Annotated in this window: 25 protein-coding genes and 3 pseudogenes; 5 read left to right on the top strand and 23 right to left on the bottom strand. The window is 29.8% G+C overall.

Going from position 1 to position 24,859, the window contains the following annotated elements; translation table 11 throughout:
• Positions 1-67 precede the first annotated feature (67 nt).
• Together ELQ09_RS04655 and ELQ09_RS04660 are read right to left on the bottom strand one after the other, a co-directional pair.
• The gene (locus ELQ09_RS04655) at positions 68-805 is read right to left on the bottom strand and encodes an ATP-binding protein (protein ID WP_134224738.1); all 738 of its coding nucleotides are present in this window, start codon (positions 803-805) and stop codon (positions 68-70) included.
• Complete coding sequence (locus tag ELQ09_RS04660; protein WP_134224739.1) at positions 798-2,024, bottom strand: hypothetical protein; 1,227 nt, start codon at positions 2,022-2,024, stop codon at positions 798-800. The genes ELQ09_RS04655 and ELQ09_RS04660 overlap by 8 nt, the downstream gene beginning before the upstream one ends.
• A gap of 126 nt (positions 2,025-2,150) precedes the next feature.
• On the opposite strand from ELQ09_RS04660, the gene ELQ09_RS04665 reads away from it, so the two are divergent.
• Positions 2,151-2,735: a YigZ family protein gene (locus ELQ09_RS04665; protein WP_070316764.1), complete on the top strand. Its 585-nt coding sequence runs from the start codon at positions 2,151-2,153 to the stop codon at positions 2,733-2,735.
• Positions 2,736-2,778: 43 nt separating this feature from the next.
• Here ELQ09_RS04665 and ELQ09_RS04670 read toward each other — a convergent pair whose 3' ends face one another.
• The 6 genes and pseudogenes from ELQ09_RS04670 to ELQ09_RS04695 all read right to left on the bottom strand — a co-directional run bounded on the left by ELQ09_RS04670 (position 2,779) and on the right by ELQ09_RS04695 (position 6,724).
• Positions 2,779-3,162, bottom strand: coding sequence for a hypothetical protein (locus tag ELQ09_RS04670; protein ID WP_134224740.1), 384 nt, complete (start codon positions 3,160-3,162; stop codon positions 2,779-2,781).
• Between the two features lie 75 nt (positions 3,163-3,237).
• Positions 3,238-3,573 (bottom strand): hypothetical protein, encoded by a 336-nt coding sequence (locus tag ELQ09_RS04675; protein WP_002859498.1) that lies wholly within the window; start codon positions 3,571-3,573, stop codon positions 3,238-3,240.
• On the bottom strand, positions 3,563-5,140 hold the full coding sequence (locus ELQ09_RS04680) for an ABC-F family ATP-binding cassette domain-containing protein (RefSeq protein ID WP_134263812.1): 1,578 nt from the start codon (positions 5,138-5,140) through the stop codon (positions 3,563-3,565). Before ELQ09_RS04680 ends, ELQ09_RS04675 begins: the two co-directional genes overlap by 11 nt.
• 77 nt (positions 5,141-5,217) lie before the next feature.
• Positions 5,218-5,684, bottom strand: a pseudogene (locus tag ELQ09_RS04685) (hypothetical protein).
• A 49-nt stretch (positions 5,685-5,733) separates the two neighbouring features.
• Positions 5,734-6,051: a hypothetical protein gene (locus ELQ09_RS04690; RefSeq protein WP_134224741.1), complete on the bottom strand. Its 318-nt coding sequence runs from the start codon at positions 6,049-6,051 to the stop codon at positions 5,734-5,736.
• 250 nt (positions 6,052-6,301) lie between these two features.
• Positions 6,302-6,724 carry a hypothetical protein gene (locus ELQ09_RS04695; RefSeq protein ID WP_134224742.1) on the bottom strand — a complete coding sequence of 141 codons (423 nt, stop codon included), beginning with the start codon at positions 6,722-6,724 and terminating at the stop codon, positions 6,302-6,304.
• Positions 6,725-6,890: 166 nt separating this feature from the next.
• On the opposite strand from ELQ09_RS04695, the gene ELQ09_RS04700 reads away from it, so the two are divergent.
• Positions 6,891-7,100: a transcriptional regulator gene (locus ELQ09_RS04700; RefSeq protein WP_002778401.1), complete on the top strand. Its 210-nt coding sequence runs from the start codon at positions 6,891-6,893 to the stop codon at positions 7,098-7,100.
• A gap of 60 nt (positions 7,101-7,160) precedes the next feature.
• Positions 7,161-8,117 carry a membrane protein gene (locus tag ELQ09_RS04705; RefSeq protein WP_002921846.1) on the top strand — a complete coding sequence of 319 codons (957 nt, stop codon included), beginning with the start codon at positions 7,161-7,163 and terminating at the stop codon, positions 8,115-8,117.
• A gap of 4 nt (positions 8,118-8,121) precedes the next feature.
• Here ELQ09_RS04705 and ELQ09_RS04710 read toward each other — a convergent pair whose 3' ends face one another.
• Together ELQ09_RS04710 and ELQ09_RS04715 are read right to left on the bottom strand one after the other, a co-directional pair.
• Entirely contained in the window at positions 8,122-8,694 is a 573-nt protein-coding gene (locus tag ELQ09_RS04710; RefSeq protein WP_134224743.1) for a YceI family protein, read from the bottom strand.
• Positions 8,695-8,768: 74 nt separating this feature from the next.
• Entirely contained in the window at positions 8,769-9,131 is a 363-nt protein-coding gene (locus ELQ09_RS04715; RefSeq protein ID WP_002857306.1) for an HIT family protein, read from the bottom strand.
• A gap of 106 nt (positions 9,132-9,237) precedes the next feature.
• Between ELQ09_RS04715 and ELQ09_RS04720 the strand changes: the two genes are divergently transcribed.
• Complete coding sequence (locus ELQ09_RS04720) at positions 9,238-9,942, top strand: putative metalloprotease CJM1_0395 family protein (protein ID WP_134263813.1); 705 nt, start codon at positions 9,238-9,240, stop codon at positions 9,940-9,942.
• 58 nt (positions 9,943-10,000) lie between these two features.
• Here the strand turns inward: ELQ09_RS04720 and ELQ09_RS04725 are convergent.
• The 11 genes and pseudogenes from ELQ09_RS04725 to lgt all read right to left on the bottom strand — a co-directional run bounded on the left by ELQ09_RS04725 (position 10,001) and on the right by lgt (position 22,186).
• Positions 10,001-10,214, bottom strand: a pseudogene (locus tag ELQ09_RS04725) (hypothetical protein).
• A gap of 31 nt (positions 10,215-10,245) precedes the next feature.
• Positions 10,246-10,332 (bottom strand): annotated as a pseudogene (locus ELQ09_RS08400) (hypothetical protein); the annotation flags it as partial.
• Positions 10,333-10,502: 170 nt separating this feature from the next.
• The gene (locus ELQ09_RS04735; protein WP_134263814.1) at positions 10,503-12,224 is read right to left on the bottom strand and encodes a GMC family oxidoreductase; all 1,722 of its coding nucleotides are present in this window, start codon (positions 12,222-12,224) and stop codon (positions 10,503-10,505) included.
• 1 nt (position 12,225) lies between these two features.
• A complete protein-coding gene (locus ELQ09_RS04740; RefSeq protein ID WP_070316756.1) occupies positions 12,226-12,954 on the bottom strand; it encodes a gluconate 2-dehydrogenase subunit 3 family protein in 729 nt (242 codons plus the stop codon).
• Between the two features lie 135 nt (positions 12,955-13,089).
• A complete protein-coding gene (locus ELQ09_RS04745) occupies positions 13,090-13,794 on the bottom strand; it encodes a tetratricopeptide repeat protein (protein ID WP_088303932.1) in 705 nt (234 codons plus the stop codon).
• Positions 13,794-15,623, bottom strand: coding sequence for a dynamin family protein (locus ELQ09_RS04750; protein WP_070316754.1), 1,830 nt, complete (start codon positions 15,621-15,623; stop codon positions 13,794-13,796). The genes ELQ09_RS04745 and ELQ09_RS04750 overlap by 1 nt, the downstream gene beginning before the upstream one ends.
• Positions 15,613-17,799, bottom strand: a complete 2,187-nt coding sequence (locus ELQ09_RS04755; protein ID WP_134224745.1) for a dynamin family protein — start codon at positions 17,797-17,799, stop codon at positions 15,613-15,615. Before ELQ09_RS04755 ends, ELQ09_RS04750 begins: the two co-directional genes overlap by 11 nt.
• Positions 17,800-17,826: 27 nt before the next feature.
• Positions 17,827-18,552: a fumarate reductase iron-sulfur subunit gene (locus ELQ09_RS04760; RefSeq protein WP_002854302.1), complete on the bottom strand. Its 726-nt coding sequence runs from the start codon at positions 18,550-18,552 to the stop codon at positions 17,827-17,829.
• Positions 18,545-20,536: a fumarate reductase flavoprotein subunit gene (locus ELQ09_RS04765; RefSeq protein ID WP_070316751.1), complete on the bottom strand. Its 1,992-nt coding sequence runs from the start codon at positions 20,534-20,536 to the stop codon at positions 18,545-18,547. Before ELQ09_RS04765 ends, ELQ09_RS04760 begins: the two co-directional genes overlap by 8 nt.
• Entirely contained in the window at positions 20,520-21,302 is a 783-nt protein-coding gene (locus ELQ09_RS04770) for a fumarate reductase cytochrome b subunit (protein WP_070316750.1), read from the bottom strand. Before ELQ09_RS04770 ends, ELQ09_RS04765 begins: the two co-directional genes overlap by 17 nt.
• A gap of 68 nt (positions 21,303-21,370) precedes the next feature.
• Complete coding sequence (gene lgt / locus ELQ09_RS04775; RefSeq protein WP_070316749.1) at positions 21,371-22,186, bottom strand: prolipoprotein diacylglyceryl transferase; 816 nt, start codon at positions 22,184-22,186, stop codon at positions 21,371-21,373.
• An 89-nt stretch (positions 22,187-22,275) separates the two neighbouring features.
• Here lgt and ELQ09_RS04780 point away from each other — a divergent pair, with 89 nt between their 5' ends.
• Positions 22,276-23,175, top strand: a complete 900-nt coding sequence (locus tag ELQ09_RS04780) for a membrane lipoprotein lipid attachment site-containing protein (protein WP_070316748.1) — start codon at positions 22,276-22,278, stop codon at positions 23,173-23,175.
• Positions 23,176-23,248: 73 nt separating this feature from the next.
• On the opposite strand, the gene ELQ09_RS04785 is transcribed toward ELQ09_RS04780, so the two are convergent.
• On the bottom strand, positions 23,249-24,037 hold the full coding sequence (locus ELQ09_RS04785) for a shikimate dehydrogenase (RefSeq protein WP_070316747.1): 789 nt from the start codon (positions 24,035-24,037) through the stop codon (positions 23,249-23,251).
• On the bottom strand, positions 24,034-24,858 hold the full coding sequence (locus tag ELQ09_RS04790; RefSeq protein WP_134224746.1) for an SPOR domain-containing protein: 825 nt from the start codon (positions 24,856-24,858) through the stop codon (positions 24,034-24,036). The genes ELQ09_RS04785 and ELQ09_RS04790 overlap by 4 nt, the downstream gene beginning before the upstream one ends.
• Between the last annotated feature and the right edge of the window lies 1 nt (position 24,859).

Below are 24,859 nucleotides of genomic sequence, written 5' to 3' on the forward strand. Positions count from 1 at the left end.
AGGGGATTAAATAAAGGATTAAATAGTATAAATATTTGTGTAAGTATTTATATAAGTATAATGGGGGCTATATTTTAGAGCACTCGTAATTTTTATTTTTTATATTAACAAATTGACTTTTAAGTGTTTTAAAATCTGGAATATAAGCATAACCGCTAAGCGTATCTATAACAATACAAAGAACATGCTTTTTTGATAACAAACGTATAATGCAATCTGAATTATTCTTTGCTAAAGTTTTTTCATATGCATAATTGGCATTTTTTAACGGAGAATACACTCTGCCCATTTCATCAAATACTAATCTAGTGAATCCTGAACAAGATCCTTTAAATTCAACCTTTTCTATTCCGAATCTTTTTGTAAGATTAAATCTTTGTGTAGTTTTTTCATCATCTTTACTAATAACTCCACTTTGACCTGAATTCATTAATTTGTTATAATTGATTACATCAACAGCAATTTCTCTATCTATATTGATTTCAGTTTTACCTAAATTAGCATTTCCATCGCCATTTTTATCCAAGAAAATAGTATATGTTTGATCATAACCTGTGGCAGCTGATTTTATAAAATAAATCTGCCATTTACTTTTAAACCACTCTCTTTTTGCGATAGCCAACTCATCAACTCTTATGCCTTCTTGCATCATGGCTAAACTTTGGGTATATTGGATATCATTAAGAATTTGTATTGCACCTTCTAGTAGATTGTCTTTTTTTAAGTAAAGACTGCCTAAATTAAAAACTATACCTAAAATGAGAATTATAAACACAAATTCCAACAAACTGAAAGCTTTAATCATAGTTTAAAATCTGATATACTTTTTCATATTTTCCAAGTTTTACTTTAACAATTTTTTTGTCCATATCATGCTTATCGGCTTGTTTTAAAGCTTTTAAATAAAACTTATTGCTATTTTTTATTCCATAAAATCGTAATCTTTTTTGCAAACTTGGGGCTGTTGCAAGCTCTAAAACATCTTGTTTTTTTAATTCTAGCGCCAATTCTTTAGCAAAATGATAATTATTGGCAAAATGACGATTTGGATTGTTTATAAAATAATACAATAATTGATTAGCGACGATTAAAAAGTAACAAAATATCAAAAAAATTATAGAACATTCTATAAAGATTTTATACCTTAATCGAAAAACTGGCAATCTCACTCTATAACTTTGCATTAAAGTTTTTATAAGCAAAGGAGTGCAAATAACACAAAAAGGCAAAAAATCATCTAAAAAAAGTTTTTGTCTTAAAGAAAGCAACAAACAAAATACAAATGTTACGCTCATTAAAAACCATAATAAATTTTTATATTTTTGAAAAGTCAAACGATAAATAGTATAAAAAAAATACACAAAAACCAAAGGAGAAAAACATGCAGCAAAAATTCCTAAGGTATCTAAAAAATAACCTCTTGGACGACCACCTGTATCAAAACCATAAAAACTGATACTCGCTCCAAACAAAACAAGAGATAAGGTAAATAAAATAGCATTTCTTTTATAAATCCCAAAAAAGAAAAAAGTTAAAAATAAAATATTAAAAGATTTATCAACAAATAATACTATAATCAATAATATATAAAAAAGCCATTTTTTTTCATATTCGTAAGCACATAATATAGCAAGGGTTAAAAAAATCACCAAAGATGCGGCATTAACCAGCAAAGCACTTGCAACAGTACCCGGCAATAAAACAAACAACAATAAAGAAAAAAAAGCATCAATTTTAGTTTTAGTATATTTTAAAGCTAGCAAATACGAAAGCAAGCAACTTAAAAAATGAAAAAATAAAAAAGGAAGCCTTAAACCAAAATCATTTTGCCCAAAAATAAAAGTTCCAAAATGAGATATATAATAAAGCAAACTATGGAAAAAAATAAGTGATTTACCCTGCTCACCAAAATAAATATCAGCTTCATCAGTACTAATACTCAGTGTTGAAATTCCATAAAGCAAAGCCAACAAATCAAGACTAAGTAAAATGGTGATAAGTTTATAATTTTTGATTTTTTCCATAATGAAAATTTTACAAAATTAAACTTAAAATATCAATGCAAATCATATAAATATCAAATATCTTAAAAATTAACATCAAATTGATTTTAGTTTTTATAAGTATAATTTTAAACAAAAAAGGCAAAAATGCAAACTATTAATCAAATTTTTCAAACACAAATCGATATTAAAAAATCTATTTTCTTATCTTTTCTTTGCCCTTTTAAAGATTTTAAATTTTTAATAGAAACGCTAAAAAAAGAGCATCCAAAAGCTGTTCATTTTGTCTATGCTTATCGTGTTTTAAATGATTTTAATCAAATTGTAGAAGATAAAAGCGATGATGGAGAGCCTAAAGGAACTTCTGGAATGCCAACTTTAAATGTTCTAAGGGGCTATGATCTTATCAATGCGGCTTTAATCACTGTAAGATATTTTGGCGGTATAAAACTTGGTACAGGGGGACTTGTAAGAGCTTATAGCGATGCAGCAAATGCCGTGATTAATAATTCTTCTTTACTTTTATTCGAATTGAAAAAAAATATATCCATTGCTATTGATTTAAAAAATTTAAATCGTTTTGAACATTTTTTAAAAACTTATTCTTTTAATTTCACAAAAGATTTTAAGGATTGCAAAGCTATATTACATATCAAATTAAATGAAAAAGAGGAGCAAGAATTTGAAATTTTTTGTAAAAATTTTGCACCTTTTGAAATAGAGAAATTATAAATTCTTGCAAGTAAATACAAAAGCTCCAAAATGGAGCTTTTGATTAAATTGCGTTCAATAAATCATTTAACAAAGTATTATTCTTACTTTGTTCATTTGCACCTTGTTGCACAAGATCATTGTGAACGCTAGCACTTTGAGCTCTCATAGACAACTCGCCTTCATTTTGTCTAAAACGATAAGCGTAAACATTTGACATTTGAGCATAATTACTTAAATTTGAATTTGAGTTTTGCGCATTGCTTTGAAAACTATTGCTAGAATTTAAAGCATCTCCGCTTGACTTCTCATCCGCCTTATTTAATATATCCATAAAATCAGAATTTCCAGATGAAAAATAATCTTCAACCTGTTTATCCACCTGTTTATACTGACCACTAATAGCATCGTATTCATACGAGCTGATCGTTCTATAATTTACCTGCATAGTTTTCTCCTTTCAAAATATGCAAAAACTATACAAGCAAAAAGTGTTCCTTTTTTATGCAAAAATTAATGTTTTTCAATCATGATGAGTAGGCAAATGCTCCACATCAAGCTCATTATTAGCTATAAATTCTTCCTTGGCTTTTTTACAGTTTTCATCACGCATTTTGCGGTATTCATTGCGAATCGTGATTTCTTTATCGCTTAGAGGTCTATCTTCTAAAAAACTAATATGAAAATAAGTATCATCGCTCTTTGAATAAGTTTTATAAAAATCTATATAATCAAAATAATCCTTGCCATTATCAAACTCTACGACCTCTTCTATATAAATCGTAGGTCCAAAACCCTTGTGATTTTGCGTATAGTGCCCAAAACCTGCGCTGTATTGAATTCTAAATTTAGCCATCATTTTCTCCTAAAAATTCTTGATAAGTTCCACGAAAATCCGTAAGCTTACCATTTTCTAAATGCCAAATTCTATTAGCAAAAGCAGAAACTAACTCCCTATCGTGGCTGATACAAAGCACTACACCTTTGAAATTATACAAAGCTTCACCTAGCGCAATAATACTTTCAAGATCTAAATGGTTATCAGGCTCATCTAAAAGCAAGAAATTTGGACGCTCTAGCATTAAACGAGAAAGCATTAAACGATGTTTTTCACCCCCACTTAAACTTGCTGCCATTTTTTCTTGATCGCTGCCACTAAAAAGCATTCTACCTAAACACTTACGGATTTCATCTAGATCTTTAAATTTTTCACTCATCAACCATTCATAAAGTTTCAAATTTTCACAAATTAAATTACTTGTATCTTGAGGAAAATATCCAAGCTCTATAGTCGCCCCAAGATGCATAGATCCACTATCTGGATTTATAGCATGGGTGATGATTTTTGCCAAAGTACTTTTGCCCATACCATTTGCCCCGATCAAAGCGATTTTATCATTTTTTTCTATTTTTAGCTCCAAATTTGAAAACAATTGTTTATCATAAGCCTTGCCTATACCTTTAAATTCTAAAACTTCATTACCTATTTCACGATTGGTTCTAAAAACTATGCTAGGATCTCTACGACTTGAAATTTTAATCTCTTCAAGCTCTAGTTTTTCAAGTGCTTTAGCACGGCTTGTGGCTTGTTTTGCCTTAGAAGCATTTGCACTAAAACGGCGAATGAAATTTTCTAATTCTTCTCTTTCTTTTAAGGTTTTATCACGTTTAAGCTCAGCTTGTTTTGCCAAAAGCGTTGAAGCCATATACCAATCATCGTAATTTCCCGCAAAATCACGAATTTGTTTAAAATCCACATCTAAAATTCTTGTGCAAATTTTATTTAAAAAATGCCTATCATGAGAGATGACAACCAAAGTTCCTTCATGTCTTAAAAGTTCATTTTCAAGCCAAGAAATCGCCTCTAAATCAAGGTTATTTGTAGGCTCATCTAAAAAAAGCACATCAGCGCCCAAAAATAAAACTTGAGCTAGTAAGACTTTAAATTTATCCGCACTTTGTAAGGTGCTCATCAAAGCATCAAAATCTTTAATCTTTAAAGAACTTAAAATTTTTTCACAACGCGTTTCACAATCATAATTTGGATCTTCTTCGGCCGTTATTATCTCAAGCTCACCTAAACGCTCATTGATCTCATCTGTAAATTCCTCGCTCATATAAAGCTTTTCTTTTTCTTTTAAGGCCTCATATAAACGCTTATTTGCACACATCACTGCATCTTTGATGGTGTAGTTTTCAAAGGCAAATTGATCCTGTCCTAAAACTGCGATTTTTAAACCTTCATCAAATACTATTTCACCACTACTTGACTCAATTTCTCCTGAAAGAATTTTTAAAAAAGTCGATTTTCCCGCACCATTAGCACCGATAAGTCCGTATCTTTGTCCTCGAACAAGCTTTAAATTCACATTTTCAAATAAAAGCTGATTTGCAAAACGCATAGTAAGATTTTTTACTTCAACCATGATTTTCCTTAAATTTTTTACTTATAAAAATTTTTAAGAAATTGTAGCGAAAAAGGCTTGAATTTTTAATTTTAAAATTAAATTTTTTGATAGTTAAAAATAAATTCTATAATTTTATTATAATTTTGTTTTTTAATTTTTTTATAGACTAAAAATAAATCTACTCCCCACCAAATAATGCCTAATAATAGAAAAATTCCAAACAACCCGAAAAAATTTCAGAAATATCCAAGTTAGAATCATTTTCATAGCTAATTCCTAGTATCAAAAATAACACACAAGGAAATAAAGATAATATTATACGCAATATTCCTAATGCATAGTCTTTTATCATAAATCTATCGATTGCCAACCAACCTAAACTTAAAAAACCACATATCATACTCATAATTAAAGGTTTTATAGGATCTTGAAGTCTTAAAAATACCAAATTTGATAAAGCTTCTTTTTTATTTTGTAATTGTTCAAACTTAAGCTTTAAATTGAAAAAATCTTCTTGATTTATTTTATCTTGTATATTTAAAAGAAAAACATTATAGTCCATATCCAGTCTCCTCAAAATTAACTTTTTAAGGCATTTTTGCCTTAAAAAGTTATCTGGTAATTTCTACATATACCATACCATCATCAGTATATCTAGCAAAATACTCGATCCAAGCATCCCATTTGTAAGGGCGAGAATCAATACTTCCATTTGCTTTTACTTGAGCTTTACAATACTGTGTTTTACTTTCCTTATCGGTTAAATCGCTCATAAAACCGCTATAAGTAAATTTCAACTTTTTACGATCAATCTCAGTTAAAACATTTTGTACATCTTGATCACTACATTTTGGAATACCGCTACTACAAGCACTCAAAAATACTGCCAAAATTCCAACAAACATAAATTTCGCATTAAAACATTTCATTAATTTCCTCCTTTTTTGTTCACCTAAATAATATTTTAGTTTCTCTTCATCTGTACCAAGTCCACCATTTTACTTGTAATCTCTAAAAAAACCTGTGCAATATTTGAAGCAACAGACAAAATATTTAAAAGCAATTTTCTTTATTGCTTAAGAATTCTAAACCTCACTTGCCACAAAAACAAAATTTACTAAAAACTTGATAAAAATATTTTGCAAACTTATTTTTGATTGTTTTTCATAAAACTCGAAATTATTGTATAATATTTGCAATCTTTTCAAAATTTTGTTTTCTTAATTTTTTACCCACTAAAAACATATCTACAATCCACCAAATCCAATTAACAAGCCACAACAAACCATATATTATCCCTAAAGCACTATATGTAATCATTAAAATACCGCAAAACATAGCTACAATTGTAACTCCCAAGCGTATAAGCCCTAAAACCCAATCTCCTATCATAAAACGACCCACTCCAAAAGCACCAAATAAAAAAGTCCCTACCCAAAATACTAGAGCGGGACTTTTTAGCTTTATCATTGGAAGCTGTGCTACTACTTCTTTTTGTTTATCCTCATTTAAGCGATCAAATTTCTCTTTTAGCATCACGGTAGATGTTGCATCTTTTGGCAATTTATCGCCAATACTGAAAAGAACCGAATTGAAATCCATAACTACTCCTTGAAAATTAAAAAATATCTCGAATTATTCCATGCTATAACTTAATTAATATTGAAATATTAAATATATTTTATATAAAAGATTGAATATTTCAAGTGTTTTTAATAAAGAAATTTTAATGTAAAATTTTTTAAAGGCTAAATTTTTAAGGTAAAAAATGACAAAAAAGAGCAAGCGTGATATGGCATATGAACTAGACATTGATGTTAGCACTTTATATAATTGGAGAAAATATAAACCCAATTTATATCGTATTGTTATGCTTGGCTTTAAATTTGATGAACTTTTAGAAAATAGTAAAAAAACTCATGAAGAATTACTTCATATAGAACAAACTATACAAGATGAGATTGCTAAATTTAAATAAAGTCCACTTTTAAGCTTTTTTCTATACAATTATCACTTTTATTAAAATCAAGGATTTGAAATGTTTTTATTAGATTTTTTAATATCATTGAGTTTTATTTTTGAAATTTCAGCACTTGTATTATCCTTTTACTTTAAAAATTCAAGAATTTTCTTTTTAACTTTAGTGCTATTAGGAGCTAAGTTGCCTTATTTTTATACAAGTTTTTTTCAAGCTAATTTATTTGTGGCTTTGTTTTTACCTATGATTTTTACTCTATTTTGCCTTGGAAAACACCATGCTTTAATTTTAAGTAAAAAAAATATCGCTTCAATTACAACCCTTATTTTTATAGGCGTTTTAAGCATCATTTTACCTAGAAATACTACTTTTAATAGCGCTGGTTTAGAATTTCATTTTATTGCATTAGATTTTTTTAAGCCTGTGAGTGAATTAGGATTTTTATTTTTTTTAGTCGGCTTAATACTCATTTTTATCAAAACTTTTAAAACTAAAGAATATTATCTTATTATCGCATTTTTTGCTGCATATTTTCAGTTTTTATTCCAAGAAGGAGCAGGAATAAGGTATTTTGAATTTGCAAGTTTAGTTTTTTGTTTTTATCTTTTAAATCACGCTTATAAATTGGCTTTTTTTGACATCTTAACAAAACTACCTAATGAAAAAAGCCTTACACGCTTTACAAAGGGAAAAAACAACTATATCATTGCCTTGCTTCATTTTAATGAACTAAAAGATACTAAAGAAAGCTATGCCAAACTCATCTTAAAACAAATTGCAAAAATTTTAAAACGCTTTAGAGCAAAAATTTTCATCGTAGACAATGATTTTATTTTAATTTTTAATGATAAAAATCAAGCTTTAAATCATCTTGCTTTTTTAGAATCCACCTTGAAAAACACGGAATTTAATTTAGAAAATGAAAATTTTAAACCGGATTTTAAATTGATTTGGCAAGAAAGTGAAGGAAATTTGGATAAAAATTTACAAAGTCTAAGAGCAAGACTCTTAGACTAAAAAATTATTTTTCGTTTGCTTCAACTTCGATATTTAAATTAATATCATCGCTTAAAGTAATAGTTGAAGTACTTGTCGCGAATTTAAAATCAGAGCGTTTGATTTTTCCATTTAAAGAAAAACCTATTTTTTCTTTTCCATCTTTGCCTTTAGCTACACCGCCGATTTCAGTATCCAAAACAATATCTTTAGAAACTCCAGCTATAGTTAAAGTTCCCATCATTTTGCCTTTTTCATTATCGATTTTTTCATATTTTTTCATTGCAAAAGTCATATCAGGATATTTTTTTGCTTTGAAAAAATCATCTTGTTGTAAGTGATTATCTCTTGTTTGATTTTCTGTATTTACAGATGCGATTTTTATAGTTGCATCAAGCTTTTTAAACTCAGCACTCGCAGGATCAAAATCAATCACCGCAGAATAATCTTTGAAATTTCCTTTTACATTGCTAATTTGTAAATGTTTGATTTTAAAACCTACATCTGTATGTGCTTTATCTAAAGTATATTCTTTAGCAAACAAACCTGTGCTTAACAAAGACACCGCAACCAATGAACTTAATAAAACTTTTTTCATTTTTTTCCTTTTTTTATAGTAATTTTCAATATAAAAATTTTATTAGATAAAACATAATAAATCATTAATAAAAATTAAAAAATTTTACTATTTAAAAATTTTACAAATTCTTCAAATTTAGGCAAATCAAGCTTTATTGCTTCTCTTTGCTGTTTTCCCCACATACACTCTGGAAAAAACGCATCTTCTTTAAATCTTGCCATAACATGAAAATGCACCCTTGGCACATAATTTGCAAAAGAGGCGATATTGATTTTTTCAGGTTTGTAAAATTCTATCATAGCCTTTTCACAAAGTAAAATTTTTTCAAAAAGTTCTTTTTGCAACTCTAAAGGACAATCGCTAAATTCTTTATAAATTTCTTTAGTAAAAATTTTAAGCCAAGGCACTTGAGCCTCCTCTTTCTCTATATAAATCAAATCATTTTCATAAATCATTACATTCCTTTGAAATTGTATTTATGATTATTTTACAAAATTTATCAAATTTTTAAGTCAAAATGCGTTAAAATTCCTAAAATTTAAAAAACAAAAAGGAGGATAAATGCAAATTAGTTCAAGTTATAACTCTTATGATTACTACTCTAGCAAACCTTCTTTTGATAAAACAAATCAATCTGATTCCACTCAAAAAGATGAAAAAAATCTTAGCGAAAATAAAGATGATAAAGAAAAAAATGGCGAACAAACCCAAATGGTTAATGGCGTAGAGCTAAGCCAAAAAGAAGTAGCTCAAGTTCGCGAACTCCAAAGTATCGATAGAAATGTAAAGGCTCATGAAGCTGCACATCAAGCAGCAGGTGGTGGCTTGACAGGTGCTGCAAGTTTTACTTACACAAGAGGCCCTGATAATCAAATATATGCTACAGCAGGTGAAGTTCCTATCAGCATGCAAAAAGGAAACACACCAGAAGAAACTATAGCCAATGCAAGACAAATTGCAGCAGCAGCTATGGCTCCTGCTGATCCTAGCCCACAAGACTATAAAGTTGCAGCAAATGCTACAAAAATGGAATTTGAAGCAAGAGCTGAAGCAATGAAGCTTAAAGCCGAAGAAGCCAAAGAAAAAGAAGAAGAAAATAAAGAAAAAGATGACAAAAATTCAGAAAATAGCTTAGAAAAAACAGATAAAGATTCAAAAAACAACGATAAAAATTCAAATTTTGATAAAGATTTTAAAAATTTCATAGCCAAAACTTATCAACAAAACTCGCAAAATAACGACATTAAATTCAATATCGCATCTTAAAATTCTTAATTTAAATAAAAAAAATTATGCCAATCTTCCTTATAAATAAAGCTTTGTTTTAAAACCAAACGGACATGTCTAAAAATTTATCTTTTTTATTATCTGCTTTATCTGTATTTGTAGAATTACTTTGCTCTTCTTTTTTGGCTTCTACTTTTTTTTGTACCTTCTTGCTGTTCCATAAGCTTTAAAGTATCATATATTTGATGAACTTCCTTAGGCATACATTTATGGAAACGATGACTTGAATTTGCATGTAAAATATTTAACATTTTTTATCCTTTTTATAATTTAAATTTTTGCATTTTCAATACTTTCATCTCTAATTTTAGTAAGTGTCTGCAGGGGATTATTTCCAAAATATCTATTAAAAGAACTTAAAGTAATCATCTTGCATACCACCCTCCAAGAGCAGACTACATTTGCCTTTTTGTATAATTGTAGTTTGAATAAGAATTTACACCATTAATCATTTTTGCCTTCCTTGATATTATATACTATATCGGAAAAAAATTAAAAATTTATAATCTTGAGAGTTTTCAAAAACTCTCAAGTTATTATCAAGCTAAGCTTTTTCCACTTTTATGATATTTTAAAATACCTTCAGCACAGCGATAAGCCAAAGCTCCCACAGTATCAGTTGGATTATATCCACTATTATGTTGGAAATTTCCTGCTCCTACAACAAAAAGATTATCCGCATCCCAGTGTTGTAAATAAGTATTAACCACACTAGTTTCTCTATCTGTGCCCATGGTTGTTCCACCTGTGTTATGAGTAGATTGATAAGGCACAACGCTATAATCCTTAAGATAAGCACCTTTTTTGATTGATTTTACTCCTTGCATTCTTTTTGCTACCTCAGCTGTTTTATCTGTGATAAATTTATGCAAAGCTCTATCTTGATCAGTGAAATTATAAGTTAAGCGTAAAAGTGGCATACCAAAAGCATCTTTATAAGTTGGATCAAGACTTAAATAATTATTCTTATGAGGCAAAGAAGCACCTTGTCCTCCTACTGTAATAGCTCTTGTGAAATTATAGTTTAATACTTTCTTAAATTCGGCACCCCAAGTTGGAGCTCCTGCTGGAAGTGGGGCTGATTGTATAGGGCGAGTTCCAAGCTGAACGCTATAAATCATAGCTCCATGAAGGAATTTTTCCTTAGAATGATCAAAATTATCTCCGTTAAAATCATCACTCGTAGTTCCTAAAGCACCTGAACCCATGAAGGTGTTAAATTGCTCATCAAAGAAAGCTGTTGTACCCATGTTCATTTGATAACAATAATTTCTACCTAAAGTTCCTTTACCTGTTTTTGGATCGTATTGCTCACCTATGTTGCTTACCATTAAAAGCTTAGCATTGTTAAACATATAACTAGTAAGTACAACTATATCAGCAGGCTGGATATACTCTTTCATCGTTCTAGTATCGACAAATTTTATCCCCGTTACTTTTCCGTCTTTTTTAAGAATTTGCGTTACATTGCTATAAGTGCGTATGGTGTATTTACCTGTGCTCATAGCCTTTGGAATTACTGTGTTTAAAGGACTTGCTTTTGCGCCATACTCACAACCAAAACGCTCACAATACGCACAGTATTGACAAGGAGCTAAATCTTGACCATCAGGGTTTGTATAGCCACCTTTAGAATTTGAGGCTGGCAAACGATAAGTGTGTAAATTTGAACTTTTTGCTGCACTTTCAAATCGTTTAAGCATTTTAGTATTTTCAAGAGGTTCTTGTGGATAAGGACTAGATCTAAAAGCCCCCATTTTTTCTGCTAAAGGATTTGGCTCACCTGATACTCCACAGGTTTTTTCAAATTTATCATAATAAGGCTCCATATCCTTATAAGTCACACCCCAATCTTGCAAGGTATAATCATTGCCTAATTTATTACCATATCTTTGTTTGCTTAGGGTTTGAATTTCAAAGTCATAAGGCATAAACCTAAAAGTCCAACCATTCCAATGCACCCCTGCACCACCAACATTATTACCTAATAAAAACGAACCCATTTTACGATAAGGCAAGGCTAAACTACTAGGGTCATGACGAAAAGTCACAGTGTCTTTTGAGCAATCTTGCATCAAACCATAATTAATCCCGTATCTCCACTCATCATGGATAAAATTAAAATTTTCAGTACTTTGCATATGTCCGCGTTCTAAACTAAGCACATTCAAACCTGCTTTGGTAAGCTCTGCAGCCACTATACCTCCAGTCCATCCTGCTCCAACTGTTACTACATCTACTTTTTTTAATACTTCAGACATTTTAACTCTCCATATCTGCTAAACCCATAGGTTCAATGTTAAAAAATTCATCACTTGCAATTTTATCCACATAGCTCATTTGTGCGCCTGGATATTGCATCATTCTCCAACCGTTTTTATTATCATTTCCGCCATAAATTGGATCAGCTAAAACTCCAGCTACTGTCATATCTCTTAAAAGTGTGAAAAAATAAGAAGATTTAAAACCTGTAGTTTGAATTTTTCCTTTTTCAAAATCGCTTAAAATTTTATCCTGATCTCCACCTTTAAGCAAAGAAAAAGATTTTTTATAACGCTTTTTAGCATTTTCTTCAAGAGCATACACGCCTTCTAAAAAAATATCTTTGCGTTGCATAGGGGTTTGATAACCTTGTTCAGCTTTACCCTCCATGAAAGGCCCCTGCATATATTCTCTATCATTATAACCATAAGCACTAGCTAACTGATTATCGATAAAATAAGGCACACCTAAACCTATAGCTCCTTCTCCTTGTTCATCTTTAGGATAAATTCTTTCACAGGCTGCACTTAAGGTATCAAATTCAGTTTGAGTTTGAAAAAACATTCTACCTCTAATTTTACTTGAATTTCCTTGTGAAGCTTGATGCGAATGCGTAAGTTCTGTTGCCTTTAAAACAGCACCGCCACCTATAGTACTAGCTGCTACTACAGAACCACCTAAAAGCCCTAGTTTAAAAAAGCTTCTGCGATCAATAATATTGTCTTGCATTACTTCTCCTTGATAATAACTTAAACAAGACTATATTATTCCTATTGATATAAATTTAACTTTAAAAAGCGATAAATTTTGTGTTATTCTTAATTTTATTTAAGAATATCTTTGAAAGTAATAAAAATAGAACTTTTAATAAAGCTCTATATCTTTAGAATTAAGTTCTTTATAAGCTGCGCAAGCTTCTTGATGTTTTTGATCACAAGCCATACCAAAATATCTTTTTGCCTTTATTAGATCTTGTTTTTCTAGTTGATTATAGCGTCCTAGCAAATAACAAGCCTCACCAAAACCCAAAGTGCAAGATTTAGAATAAAAAGCAAGAGCAGATTTTACACTTGCTTTAACAAGTTCTCCTTTATCATATAAAGATCCTAACTGATAACAAGCTCTTGCATTTTTTAAGTCACAAGATCTTTTATAAAAACTTGAGGCCATTTGTCCATCTTTTTCTTTTTCATAAAATAAAGCTATGTTATTACAACTTAACGATTCTCCTAAAGTGCAAGCTTTATTAAAAGCCAAAAGAGCTTCATTTTTATAACCTTGATTTTGCAAAAGCAAAGCCATATTAGAACACGCATTTGCTAAACCCAATTTACAAGCTTTATCATAAAATTTATAAGCTTGATTTAAATCCTTACTCACACCCTTAGCACTTTCATGCATAAAAGCTAAAGAAAAACAAGCTTTAGAAATATCTTTTTCACAAAGATTCTTAAAAATTTCATAAGCTTTATCAAATTTATTTGCCTCGTAAAGTTTTAAACCCTCTTCTAATTCACTTAATGCAAATAATGAATTAAAAAATAAAAATAAAGCTAAAAATATTCTCATTAATCTTCCTTTATATTTTCTCTAACATTTAAAATCTGCGCTCTTCTTTTTTGAAGTTCTGCTTTTTTAAGATCTAAAAATTTATTTTTTTCTTGGATTAAATTTTGACTTTGTTCTAAGAAATTTTTTGCAATTTTTGTCAAAATAGGCTTATTAATAAGCAAAGTTTCAAACTCATAAACATTTAATTCATTTAAAACTCTTTCATAAATTTCGCTTTTTTTAGGATAAAAAAGTACGAATTCAGAACTATCAAGCTCATAAAGAACACGACTTTCATTGATTTTACGACTAAAAAATGCAAGGCTTAGTTTCGTAGCATTTTCATAATTTGTAAAAGCCTTAAGATTTAATTTTTCAAAAAATAAATCAAGCTCTAAAATGCTTTTAAATAAAAGTTCTTTAAAATCTTTCAAAAAGTACTCATCGCTTGCATTACAAAAAGCTCTTAATTCGCTAAAATTTTTATCACTTTGGAAAATGTGATCTTTTTGTATGTTTGAAAATTCTGCTTTAAACAGCAAAATTTCTCTTTCAAGTATGTTTATAAAGTCTTTTAATTTCATCTTGATTTCTTCAAAAGATTTATAAAGTTCATTTTTGATTTTTTTAAACTCTTTACTCATCACATCACTATTATAAAACATCGCCAAAAAAGCATCGTCACTTGAAATATAAGGCGCTTTATAATCATATCTTGTATATAAATCTTTCTTTAAAAATCCTTTGTTTTCTTTGTAAAAATAAGCATCTTTTTCCTTAACACTTGCAAAAATTTCACTAGAAATTCTTTCGCTAATGCTTTTAAGCTGTTCTAAAATCTGATGATTTAAAATTTCAATCTCTTTTAAAAAATTTTCATACGCTAAAAGTAAATGCTTTTCATAATTTTGAAATTGATTTAATAAACGATCAAAAATACCTACAAAAAGTTGATTTTCATCTTCTAAAATTTCGCATAAATTTAAAATTTTTCTTTTAACAAATTTTTCTTTTAAAGCTGTTGTATCTAGCTGAGTTAAAAAATCAAGCAAAGATTGAAAATTAGATTTTTCATAGCTTTGCTCATCTTTAGCTTCTTTGCAAGAAATGGCAATAAGCTCATCAAAATATTTTAAAAATACACTTTTTGCATAATTTAAAACATTATCTAGTTCTTCTGTGCTTAATTTATCTTTTTGATTTAATACACAAATGCTATTTTCTCCTAAAAGTTCCAAATTTGCTTTTATGGCATCTTCTTCACTTTTTTTACCTGCATTATCAATCAAACTTAACCAAATCGCCCCATGAATATTTTTAAGCTCATCAAGAGTTGTTAAAGTATCATTTTCATTTGCATTTAAACCTGGAGTATCTACAAGAGTAATTTTTTCAAGTAAAGGAATAGGTGCAAAAATATGCAAACTTTTTGCTTGTTTTACTTCATTTCTTTGATCCGTATAAAAGGCTAATTTTTCTATATTTGTGATAATATCACTTCCATCTTCAAATTCTACTCTTAAAAAATATTCTTTTGCATAGCGTAAAAAAGTAGGTTTAAAAGTAACAGGAACAACACCCGTAGGCAAACAATCACACCCTAAGATCAAATTTAGCAAACTTGATTTACCACTTGAAAACTGCCCTATAATAGCGATATTAACATTCTTATCCAAAGAAAACACAAGTTCTTTTAATTCATTTTCTAAAGCATAACTTGCGTGCATAAAAGGCTCATTAAGTTCCTTACAAAGCTCTTGAATACACCCTTTAAAACTATCATCAAAACTCACACTATAAGTATTTTCATAGGCTTTTATAAAATCATTTAAAAGATTAATCTGCATTTAAAAGCCCCATTTCAAGTTGTTTTAATTTTTCAATTTTTTCTAAATTTTCTTCAAAAGAATTTAAAATATTAGCATCTTGATTTTTCAGACTCTGTAAACCTTTTTCAAGACTTTCTAATTTTGATTTTTGATTTTTTTCATAATGTTTTAATTTATCATTTAAAAACTCAAAAAATGCTCCATTGATATTTAAAGAGTTTAAAATTTCGCTCATTTTAAATTCTTTAAAAGTATCAAAAATAACCGTATCTAAATTCGTTTCAAGCTCATATAAATCTGATTTTAGATTACTTAATTTTTCAATTTTCAATCTTAAAAGTGCAAATTTTTCGCTTTGAAAAATACTATCTATATTTTTTGAAATTCCATCTTTAAAACCTTCAAAACCATTGTCAAAATCATCTTTTAAAAAATTATATTTTAAAGATAAATTTGTTTTAAGCTCCTCGATTTTTTTAATATTTTCAAATTTAATTTCTCTTAAAATATCATTAATCCCATCTTTTGTGGTAATATCAACTATATTTAAAATACGAGAAAGATTAAGCTTTTGTGCATTATTTTTCAAATATTTAAACTCATCTATCAAGCGTTCTTTTAATTTTTTAGCCAAAAGTAAAACAAGATTATCTATGCCACTATCTATATTTTTAAGTTTTGCAATGGAATTTGAAATTTCATCTTGTGCTTCTTTTAATAAGGTGTTTTGCTTTTGAAGTTCAAGTAAAAGCTTTTGATTTTCTTCACTTACACCTTGTTTATTCTCCTTAATAAGACGATTTTGCATTTCATATTCGCTTAGAATATTTTTAAGCTCTAAATGCAATTCTTTTTTGTAAGCTCTTAAGGCAATCTTACTTTTTTCTCCTGCATAAAGCTCGTTAAAAAGATAGTTTTCAACTTCTTGCATACCACTTTTTTGCAAGCTTTCATTAGATGCTAAACCTTTATAAAAATCACTTGCCATTTTAGCGCTCACACATAAAAAATCAATCTTTTCCACTAAATTTTCATCTAAATCCACAAGTCTTGATTTTAAGCTTTCCTTGGTATAAACAATGACTTCTTCTAAATCCTTTTTGCTTAACAAATCCGCTTTAGTTAAAACAATTAAAAACTTACTCAGCCTTGAGTTTAAAAGACAATGCACCAAAAAGTCTGCATCTTTTTGAGTTAAGCTTTGAGAAGCATTCATTAAATGAATTAAAAAATCACTTTCTTTAAGATACTCATTTGTAACAATTTCTCTTTGAACTACAACATCATCAAGTCCTGGAGTATCAACTATGGAAATATTATTTTTTAAAAAATCTAAATGACTTTTAATTTCTATTTTTTTAATTAAAGCTGAAATTTTATTTTTAGCTGAACTGAAATTTTTAAGCTCACAAAGTGCGATATTTTGTATTAAAGGTTTATCTTTGATAAAATCCTCTATATTTACACTCTTATCCAGCTTGTCGATAAATTCTTTTAAATCTGCATTAAAGTGCGAACTTTCAAGTATATTTTGCCATTCTTTTTTATCCCAAAAATATATCTTTGCTTCTTCACTCTTGCCATAACTTAATACTGTTAAATTAGCTGTTTCAGGTATGTTTGAAACCCCCAAAAAATCTTCTTTTAAAAGAGCATTTAAAAGACTTGATTTTCCTGCATTCATCACGCCAGTGATGGCTATATTAAACTCTAAATTTTGAAATTTTTCCAAAGTTTTTTGAAGTCTTGATTTTAAATTTTCATCAAAACTTAGCTTTTGAAGCTCTAAATTAATGGTGTTTAATTCTTTAAAATCATTTTGAAATAAAGCTTTTTGATCTATACTTTGAACTTTTTCTTGTGAAATAAAATCAAGCATTTCGGTATTTTTTGAAATTTTTTCTAAAATTTTTAGAGCCTTAAGCAAATCTTGCCTTGGAATAAAACCTGATTTAAAAAGATTTAAAATACAAATTTGAGCATTTTGTATACTAAAAATATCCACTCTTAAATCAATTTTTTTGCAAAGCTCTTGAAATTCTTTTAAGAGAAAATATCTTTCATAATTGTCTTTATTGACACTTAAAATAATCGCGCACTCGGCTGTATCAAGTTTGCTTTTATCTTGAAATTTAGCATCAAAATTTAAAAATTGGAGTTCATTTTGCCAAATTTTTTGGAATAATTCTTTCATAATCTTCCCCTTAAAAAGGGGAAAGATTTATTTATTTCTTTGAGCGACAAGTTGTCTTCTCATATAAGCAATTTTACTTTGCAAAGGTAATTCTTTAGGGCAATTATCTTCACAAGCAAGCAACGACATACAACCAAAAACACCATCATCATCGCCTACTAATTCATAAAAATCTTCCACACTTCTATGGTCATGCGGATCTTGTAAATATCTAGCTGTTCTTAAAAGCCCTGTAGCAGCTATGAAATTTGGGCGCATAAGTTTAGTTGCACAAGAAGCTACACAAATTCCACACTCTATACAACGATCAAGTTCAAAAGTTTCATCCGCAACTTCTGGCTCAATACGTTCTTCAAGTTTAGAAATATCAGTTTCTTTTTCATTATGCACCCAGCTTTCAACACGTTTACACATGTCTTCAAACCACTCGCCTGTATTCACGCTTAAATCTTTAATGTGTCTAAATGCAGGCATAGGCATAAGCTCTATCACTCCATCAGGATAATCTTTAGTCAAAGTTTTACAAGCAAGTTTTGGCACTCCATTAATCATCATTGCACAAGATCCGCAAATCCCTGCACGACAAACAAAGTCAAAACTCAGATCCGCATCCATTTTTTCACGGATTAAAGTCAAACATACAAAAACCGTCATAAAAGGAGTTTCTTCAAGCTCATAAGTCACAAAATGTGGTTTAGAAATTTTGCTTAAAGGATTATATTTAAATGCCTTTATTGTCAATTTTCTACTCATAATCAACTCCTATTCTTTGGTTTGGTGCTTTATATTTAGCTTGTAATTCATAAGGCATTAAAGCGTTTTGAATTTCATAACGACCTTTGCCTTCAGCTTCCATTTTTTCACGTATTGCATCCACTTCAGCTTGGCGTTTTTCACTTAAAGGATTTTCTATAATATTTCCTTTAGCTCCATATCCACGGAATGCTGGTGGAATTTCCATTTTCATAATATCAAGCTCTTCGTATTCTATGCGTGGCAAGGTTTCGCCTTCTACCCAAAAAGTATTGGTTCTTTTCATCCAATTTAAATCATCTCTTTTTGGATAATCTTCTCTATAATGCGCCCCACGACTTTCTGTTCTTAAAAGCGCTCCATAAGCTACGCAAAGTGCTATTTTTAACATTCTTGGCACTCTATACGCTTCTTCAAGCTCTGGATTTGCACAATCAAGTTCTTTACAATGTACTTTAACATCTTGAGAATCTTTATAAAGTTTTTCAAGTTCATCTACTGCTTCTTTCAAACCTTCACCTGTTCTAAAGATGGCCACTTTATCCCACATGATTTCTTTCATTCTGTTTTTGATTTCAAAAACATTATATTGACCTTCTTTATCTACTAAAGATTTTAAATATTGATACTCTTTAGTTAAGAAGTCTTTTACTACATTTGTATCAATTACTTCACCATTATTTTTACAATAATCTGCAAAATAATCTCCCACTATCATACCTGCTACAACAGTTTCAGCACATGAATTTCCACCCAAACGATTAAAGCCGTGCATATCCCAACAAGCTGCTTCCCCACAAGCAAAAAGTCCTTCTAGCCATTGACTTTCACCTGTTGGCTTAGTTCTAATTCCACCCATAGAATAATGCTGCATCGGAAGAACTGGAGCCCAACCTTTTGGACCTTCATCTGCTGGATCAATACCATTAAAAGTTTTACAAATATCTTGTACATCGCGGAGATTTTTTTCCACATGAGCTCTTCCAAGTATAGAAATATCAAGCCATAAATGATCCCCATAAGGGCTTTTTACACCTTTGCCTTTACGAATATGTTCCATCATTCTACGACTTACCACATCACGGCTTGCAAGTTCTTTTTTTTCTGGTTCATAATCAGGCATAAAACGATATCCATCCACATCGCGTAAAATTCCACCATCACCACGACAGCCCTCAGTAAGCAAAATACCGCTTGGCACAATAGGAGTTGGATGAAATTGCACTGCTTCCATATTTGAAAGTCTGCAAAGCCCTGTTTCAAGAGCGATGGCTGCACCTGTTCCTTCACAAATTACCGCATTTGTAGTTTGTTTATAAATTCTACCATAGCCCCCTGTTGCTATCATGGTTCCTCTTGCAATATAAGCAATGAGTTGTCCATTAGTTAAATCTCTAGCAATCACACCTAAGCATTTTTTACCATCATGGATAATTCTTACTGCTTCCATTCTATCAATAATTTTTACTTGATGTTTAATAGCTTCATTTGCTACACCATAAAGCATACAATGCCCTGTTGCATCTGCGATATAGCAAGTTCTCCATTTTTTAGTTCCACCAAAATCTCTAGCATTAATAAGCCCGTGCGCTTCTTCTTTTTCTTCAATCACAGTTTTTTGTGCATTGATTACAACAGTTCTTGGACCTTTAGTAACTCTAGTCCAAGGCACACCCCAAGCCGCAAGCTCACGCACTGCTTTTGGCGCAGTTTGAGCAAACATTCTTGCTACTTCTTGATCACAGCCCCAATCACTTCCTTTTACTGTATCTGCAAAGTGAAGATCTTCATTATCACCCTCACCTTTTGCCCCATTTGCTAAACTTGCCTGCATACCTCCTTGCACCGCTGCAGAGTGAGAACGCTTCACTGGACAAATACTTAAAAGTGTTACACTTTGGCCACTCTTTGCTACTTCAATAGCCGCTCTAAGACCTGCTAATCCTCCGCCTATTACTAAAGCATCACTATATTGTATATTCATAATTTGCTCCATTGTAGTTTTTTATCATCGCAGTAGTTTGGGTTTGATTTTGGTAGTTTTTATAACCTATTTTTATAAATGCTGCAAGACTTAACACACCTAAAACTAGGAAGAAAATACTGATTATCCATTTAGCAGTTTTAAGCTTTTTGCGACTTTCTTTTACATTTTTTCCTTCAAACCAACCCCATTTAACACAAAGTCTATAAAGCCCTATACTTCCATGAAGTTCAACACAGACTAAAAGAACAGCATAAAAAAGCCACATAAAATGACTTACAACCCTATCTCCTGACATATCACCACTAATTTTATCTGCATTGGTTACAATAAAAATAAGATGAGCAGAACCTAAGAAAAACATAATAAAACCTGTAAAAGCTTGAACCCACCATAACGAAGTATCGCTGTGATTCATTTTTTTACTGTGTGTTCTTAGTATTTGATACTGACGGTAATTAATAGGAAATTTTCTCATTGCAAGCAAAGCATGAACGAAAAAAACCACTAAAACACAGGCGGCTAAAAATGAAGTAAGATAACTCATAACAGGATTATCGTAAACAAATTTTAATTCTAAAAAATGTACCACAGAATTAAAAAAATCCTCACTGACTAAAATTGTAGAAACAAAAAGCATATGCACCCACATAAAAAGACCTAAAAAAAGCCCTGAGGCGCTTTGGATAAAGTCTAATTTCGCAGGCATTTTACTTTTTTTGCCCTCAATGCTCTTACCCAAATAACCTTCGATAAGCTCACGCATCTTTACTCCTTTGTAAAAAGAAATTAAAAAAATCCATTTCATTATATTACAAAAGTCTTTAAGATAGATTAAATATTTACTTTTTTAAACTTTATACAAATATAAACTAACAAAGCTGTTATAAACATTATAAAACTTAAAATTTGTCCCATACTCATACCCCATAAAACAAAACCTATACCAAAATCAGGCTCGCGATAAAATTCACATATAAATCTTGCCAATGAATAAGCACCAGCATACACAAGAATCAATTCCCCTTGAAAACTTTGCTTAAATCTTGCGAAATAAACTATAATAAAAACAACAATACCTTCTAAAAATGCTTCATAAAGTTGCGATGGATGGCGCAATACTCCATCAACATAAATTCCCCAAGGCACATTTGTAATGCGACCAAAAAGCTCTTGATTTAAAAAATTTCCTATACGACCAAAAACATAAGCCAATGGAACACTTAAAGCAACCAAATCAAGAAAAATCCAAGGATTTGTTTTATATTTTTTACAAAACAATAAAGTAGCTATCAAAAATCCTATAATTGCTCCATGATAACTCATACCTCGAATACCTACAAATTCACCATTAATATAAGGATTAAAAATTTGCCAAGGATGAGTAATATAATACATAGTATTTGCATCATAAATCAAAATATATCCAAGCCTTGCACCTAAAATAACCCCTATTTCAACCCATATAAAATAACTATCCAAATGTTTTTCATTAATGTCTAGTTGAAATTTTCTTACAAAAAATTTAGCCAAAAGCAAAGCCAAAAGCAAAGCTATAACATACATAATGCCATACCAATGTACCTTTAAACCAAAGATGCTAAAAGCTATAACATTAAAATTTGAATAAATATGCTGCCAAAATTCCATATATCTTTCCTAATTTTCTTTTATAAAAATATAACAAAAAAACTTTAACTTGCTATAATTAACACAAACACATTAAATAAAGGTAAAAAATGAAAAAATATATTTTACTTGCTAGTAGTATGTTAATTTTAGCAGCTTGTGGGGGTACAAGTAGTAATTTTGTCAATGTTTCTATGCCAAATTTTAAACCCCAAGTTCCAACAAAGGTTGAACCTATTGATTCTGGAGTAAGCATTGCTCTTGAGCCTATTAATATAGAACAAAATAACAATTATTCTGATTATTTTGAAAATTCAGTGCTTAAAATTCGCATAGAAAAAGAAATTGATCTTTTAAAACAAAATTTAGAAGAGCAGATCAAAACCATCGCTCAACTAAAAGGCTATAAAATAGTTACTACTAATCCAGACTACACTCTTAAAAGTTCAATCAGTATTTATACAGAAGAAAAAAATGCACAAAAAACAAGCAATTTTATGAGTGGAGATTATGTAAAATCCAATTTAGGTATAAATTTTAAAAGTAAAATAGATTTTATAGATGCACACAATCCACAAAATTCAACCAATCTTTCAAGCAGCACCAAACTGGATTCTTTAGTTGCGCTTAACTATCCTATTAAAAATGATGATGGGGTTAATATGTTTAAAACTACTATCTCCACTGTACCAACTCAACTCAATAAAGGTTTAGAGCAACCTGCTTTTGAAATTGATAAAAGTTTTTTAGCTTTTTATAAAAATACATTAAATACACTTTATAACAATCTACCAAAAGCAACAGACATAGGCAAAACTATACCTAATACAAACAGTGGTTTTAATAGTTTTGATGGCGATGCTACCTTTGAAGAAAGCTTACCTCAAGCAAATTCTAATCAAAATAATACAATTGAAAACACGCCTACACAAAATATTCCTACAAATCCATCTTCAACAAATCAAAATAATCAAAGTAAAAATCAAGATGGGGTAGAAATATTTGAATAATAAAACTTGTGAGAAAATTAAACTTTCTCACACAAAAAATAAGTTTTTCTTATGCAAAAAAATAACTATCATTCTACTTTAAAATCAATGCCTGTTGCATTGCATTTTTTATCATCTCTCTTTTATCTCGTATTTCAAAAAAAAGTTCAAAAGCAAAAACTCCTTGCCATAAAAGCATATCAAGTCCATCTTTAATTTTTAAATGATACTCTTTACACAATCTATAAAAAGGTGTTTCTCTGCCATAAATTACCTCAAAAGCAAATTTAGCTTTAAGTAAAATTCTATCTAAAAGCTCTCTATCACAAGGTAAATTTTCATCTTTTAATCCAGCAGAAGTTGAATTTACAACCAAATCAAAGTCAAAATCTTGCAAGTTTTTATAAAGATAAGTTGGATAAGCTAAAAAATCTTTAAATCTTTCTTTACTACGATTAGCTATATACACTTCTACGCCTTTTTGTTTTAATGCATAAGCAAGCGCCAAAGCTGTACCTCCAGCACCCAAAATCAAAGCTTTTTTTATATTATCAAAATCCTTAATAGCTTCTAAAAAACCTAAAGCATCAGTATTATAAGCGTAAATTTTATTTTCTTTTAAGCATAAAGTATTTGCAGAGCCAATATTTCTAGCAAAATCATCCTTCACATCAGCAATATCTAAAGCTTTTTCCTTAAAAGGCAAAGTAATATTAGCTCCACTAAGTCCTAATTTAAAAAAATCTTCTCTTAAACAGTTAGCATTTCTTAAATGATAGCGTGTATAAATGCTATCAAGCCCTAAGGCTTTAATAGCATTATTATGCATTCTAGGCGATTTAGAGTGAGAAATAGGATCGCCTATAACTGCTAAAAATTTCATTTTAAAGTAAAAGAAAAAGCATCTTTTGCAATATCCTTACGGATTTTAGCAAGTTCTGCTGCAATATCTGCCTTTTCAAATGGTCCTATTAAAACCTTGGTAATTTCTTTACCTCCAACTGTAGTTTTATAAAGTTTATAATCATAACCTTTTTGTTTTACAGAAGCAAGTTCTTTTGATTTTTGATCCAAATTACTTACTGAGAAAATTTGCACATAAATACCCGATGCTAAACCACTTGGATGTACAGGTTTAGCATCAACATTTTTAAATAAATCATTTGCATTTTGTTCTTTTTTAGGGGTTTGTTTTGCACTTTCTTTTTCTTTTTTGACAGCTGTTTGTTTTTTTGCTTCTTCTTTAGGTTTTGCAGTTTGTTTTACTTCTTGTTTGGGAGCACTTGCTTGCGGAGTAGTATTTTCTGAAGCAGTTGCTGTTGGTTCTGCTAGAACTTCTTGATCAGGCATAGCAAAATTTGCAGTATCATTGTTATTTGAACTAGAGGTTGTTGTATTTTGTTCATCTTGAAATTGTTTTCTTAATGCCTCAAATTGATCTTCTGCTGAAGTATTATCTGTAATTGGCATACTTTCAAAAGAAGTATCATTGTTATTGTCTTGAGTTGCTATAGGTTCACTTGGCAATACACTTTGATTTTGCGTATTTTCATCACCACTACCATTAATAAGCTTCATAACTATCATAATAGCTAAAAACAAAATAACTAAAGCAATAACTCGTAAAAGAATTTTTTTTACTTTTTCACTTTTATTACTTTTTTCTAAAATAATATCATCAAATTCATTTTTTTGATTTTCCACA

Source organism: Campylobacter sp. CH186 (assembly GCF_004378925.1).
Lineage (GTDB): Bacteria > Campylobacterota > Campylobacteria > Campylobacterales > Campylobacteraceae > Campylobacter_D > Campylobacter_D jejuni.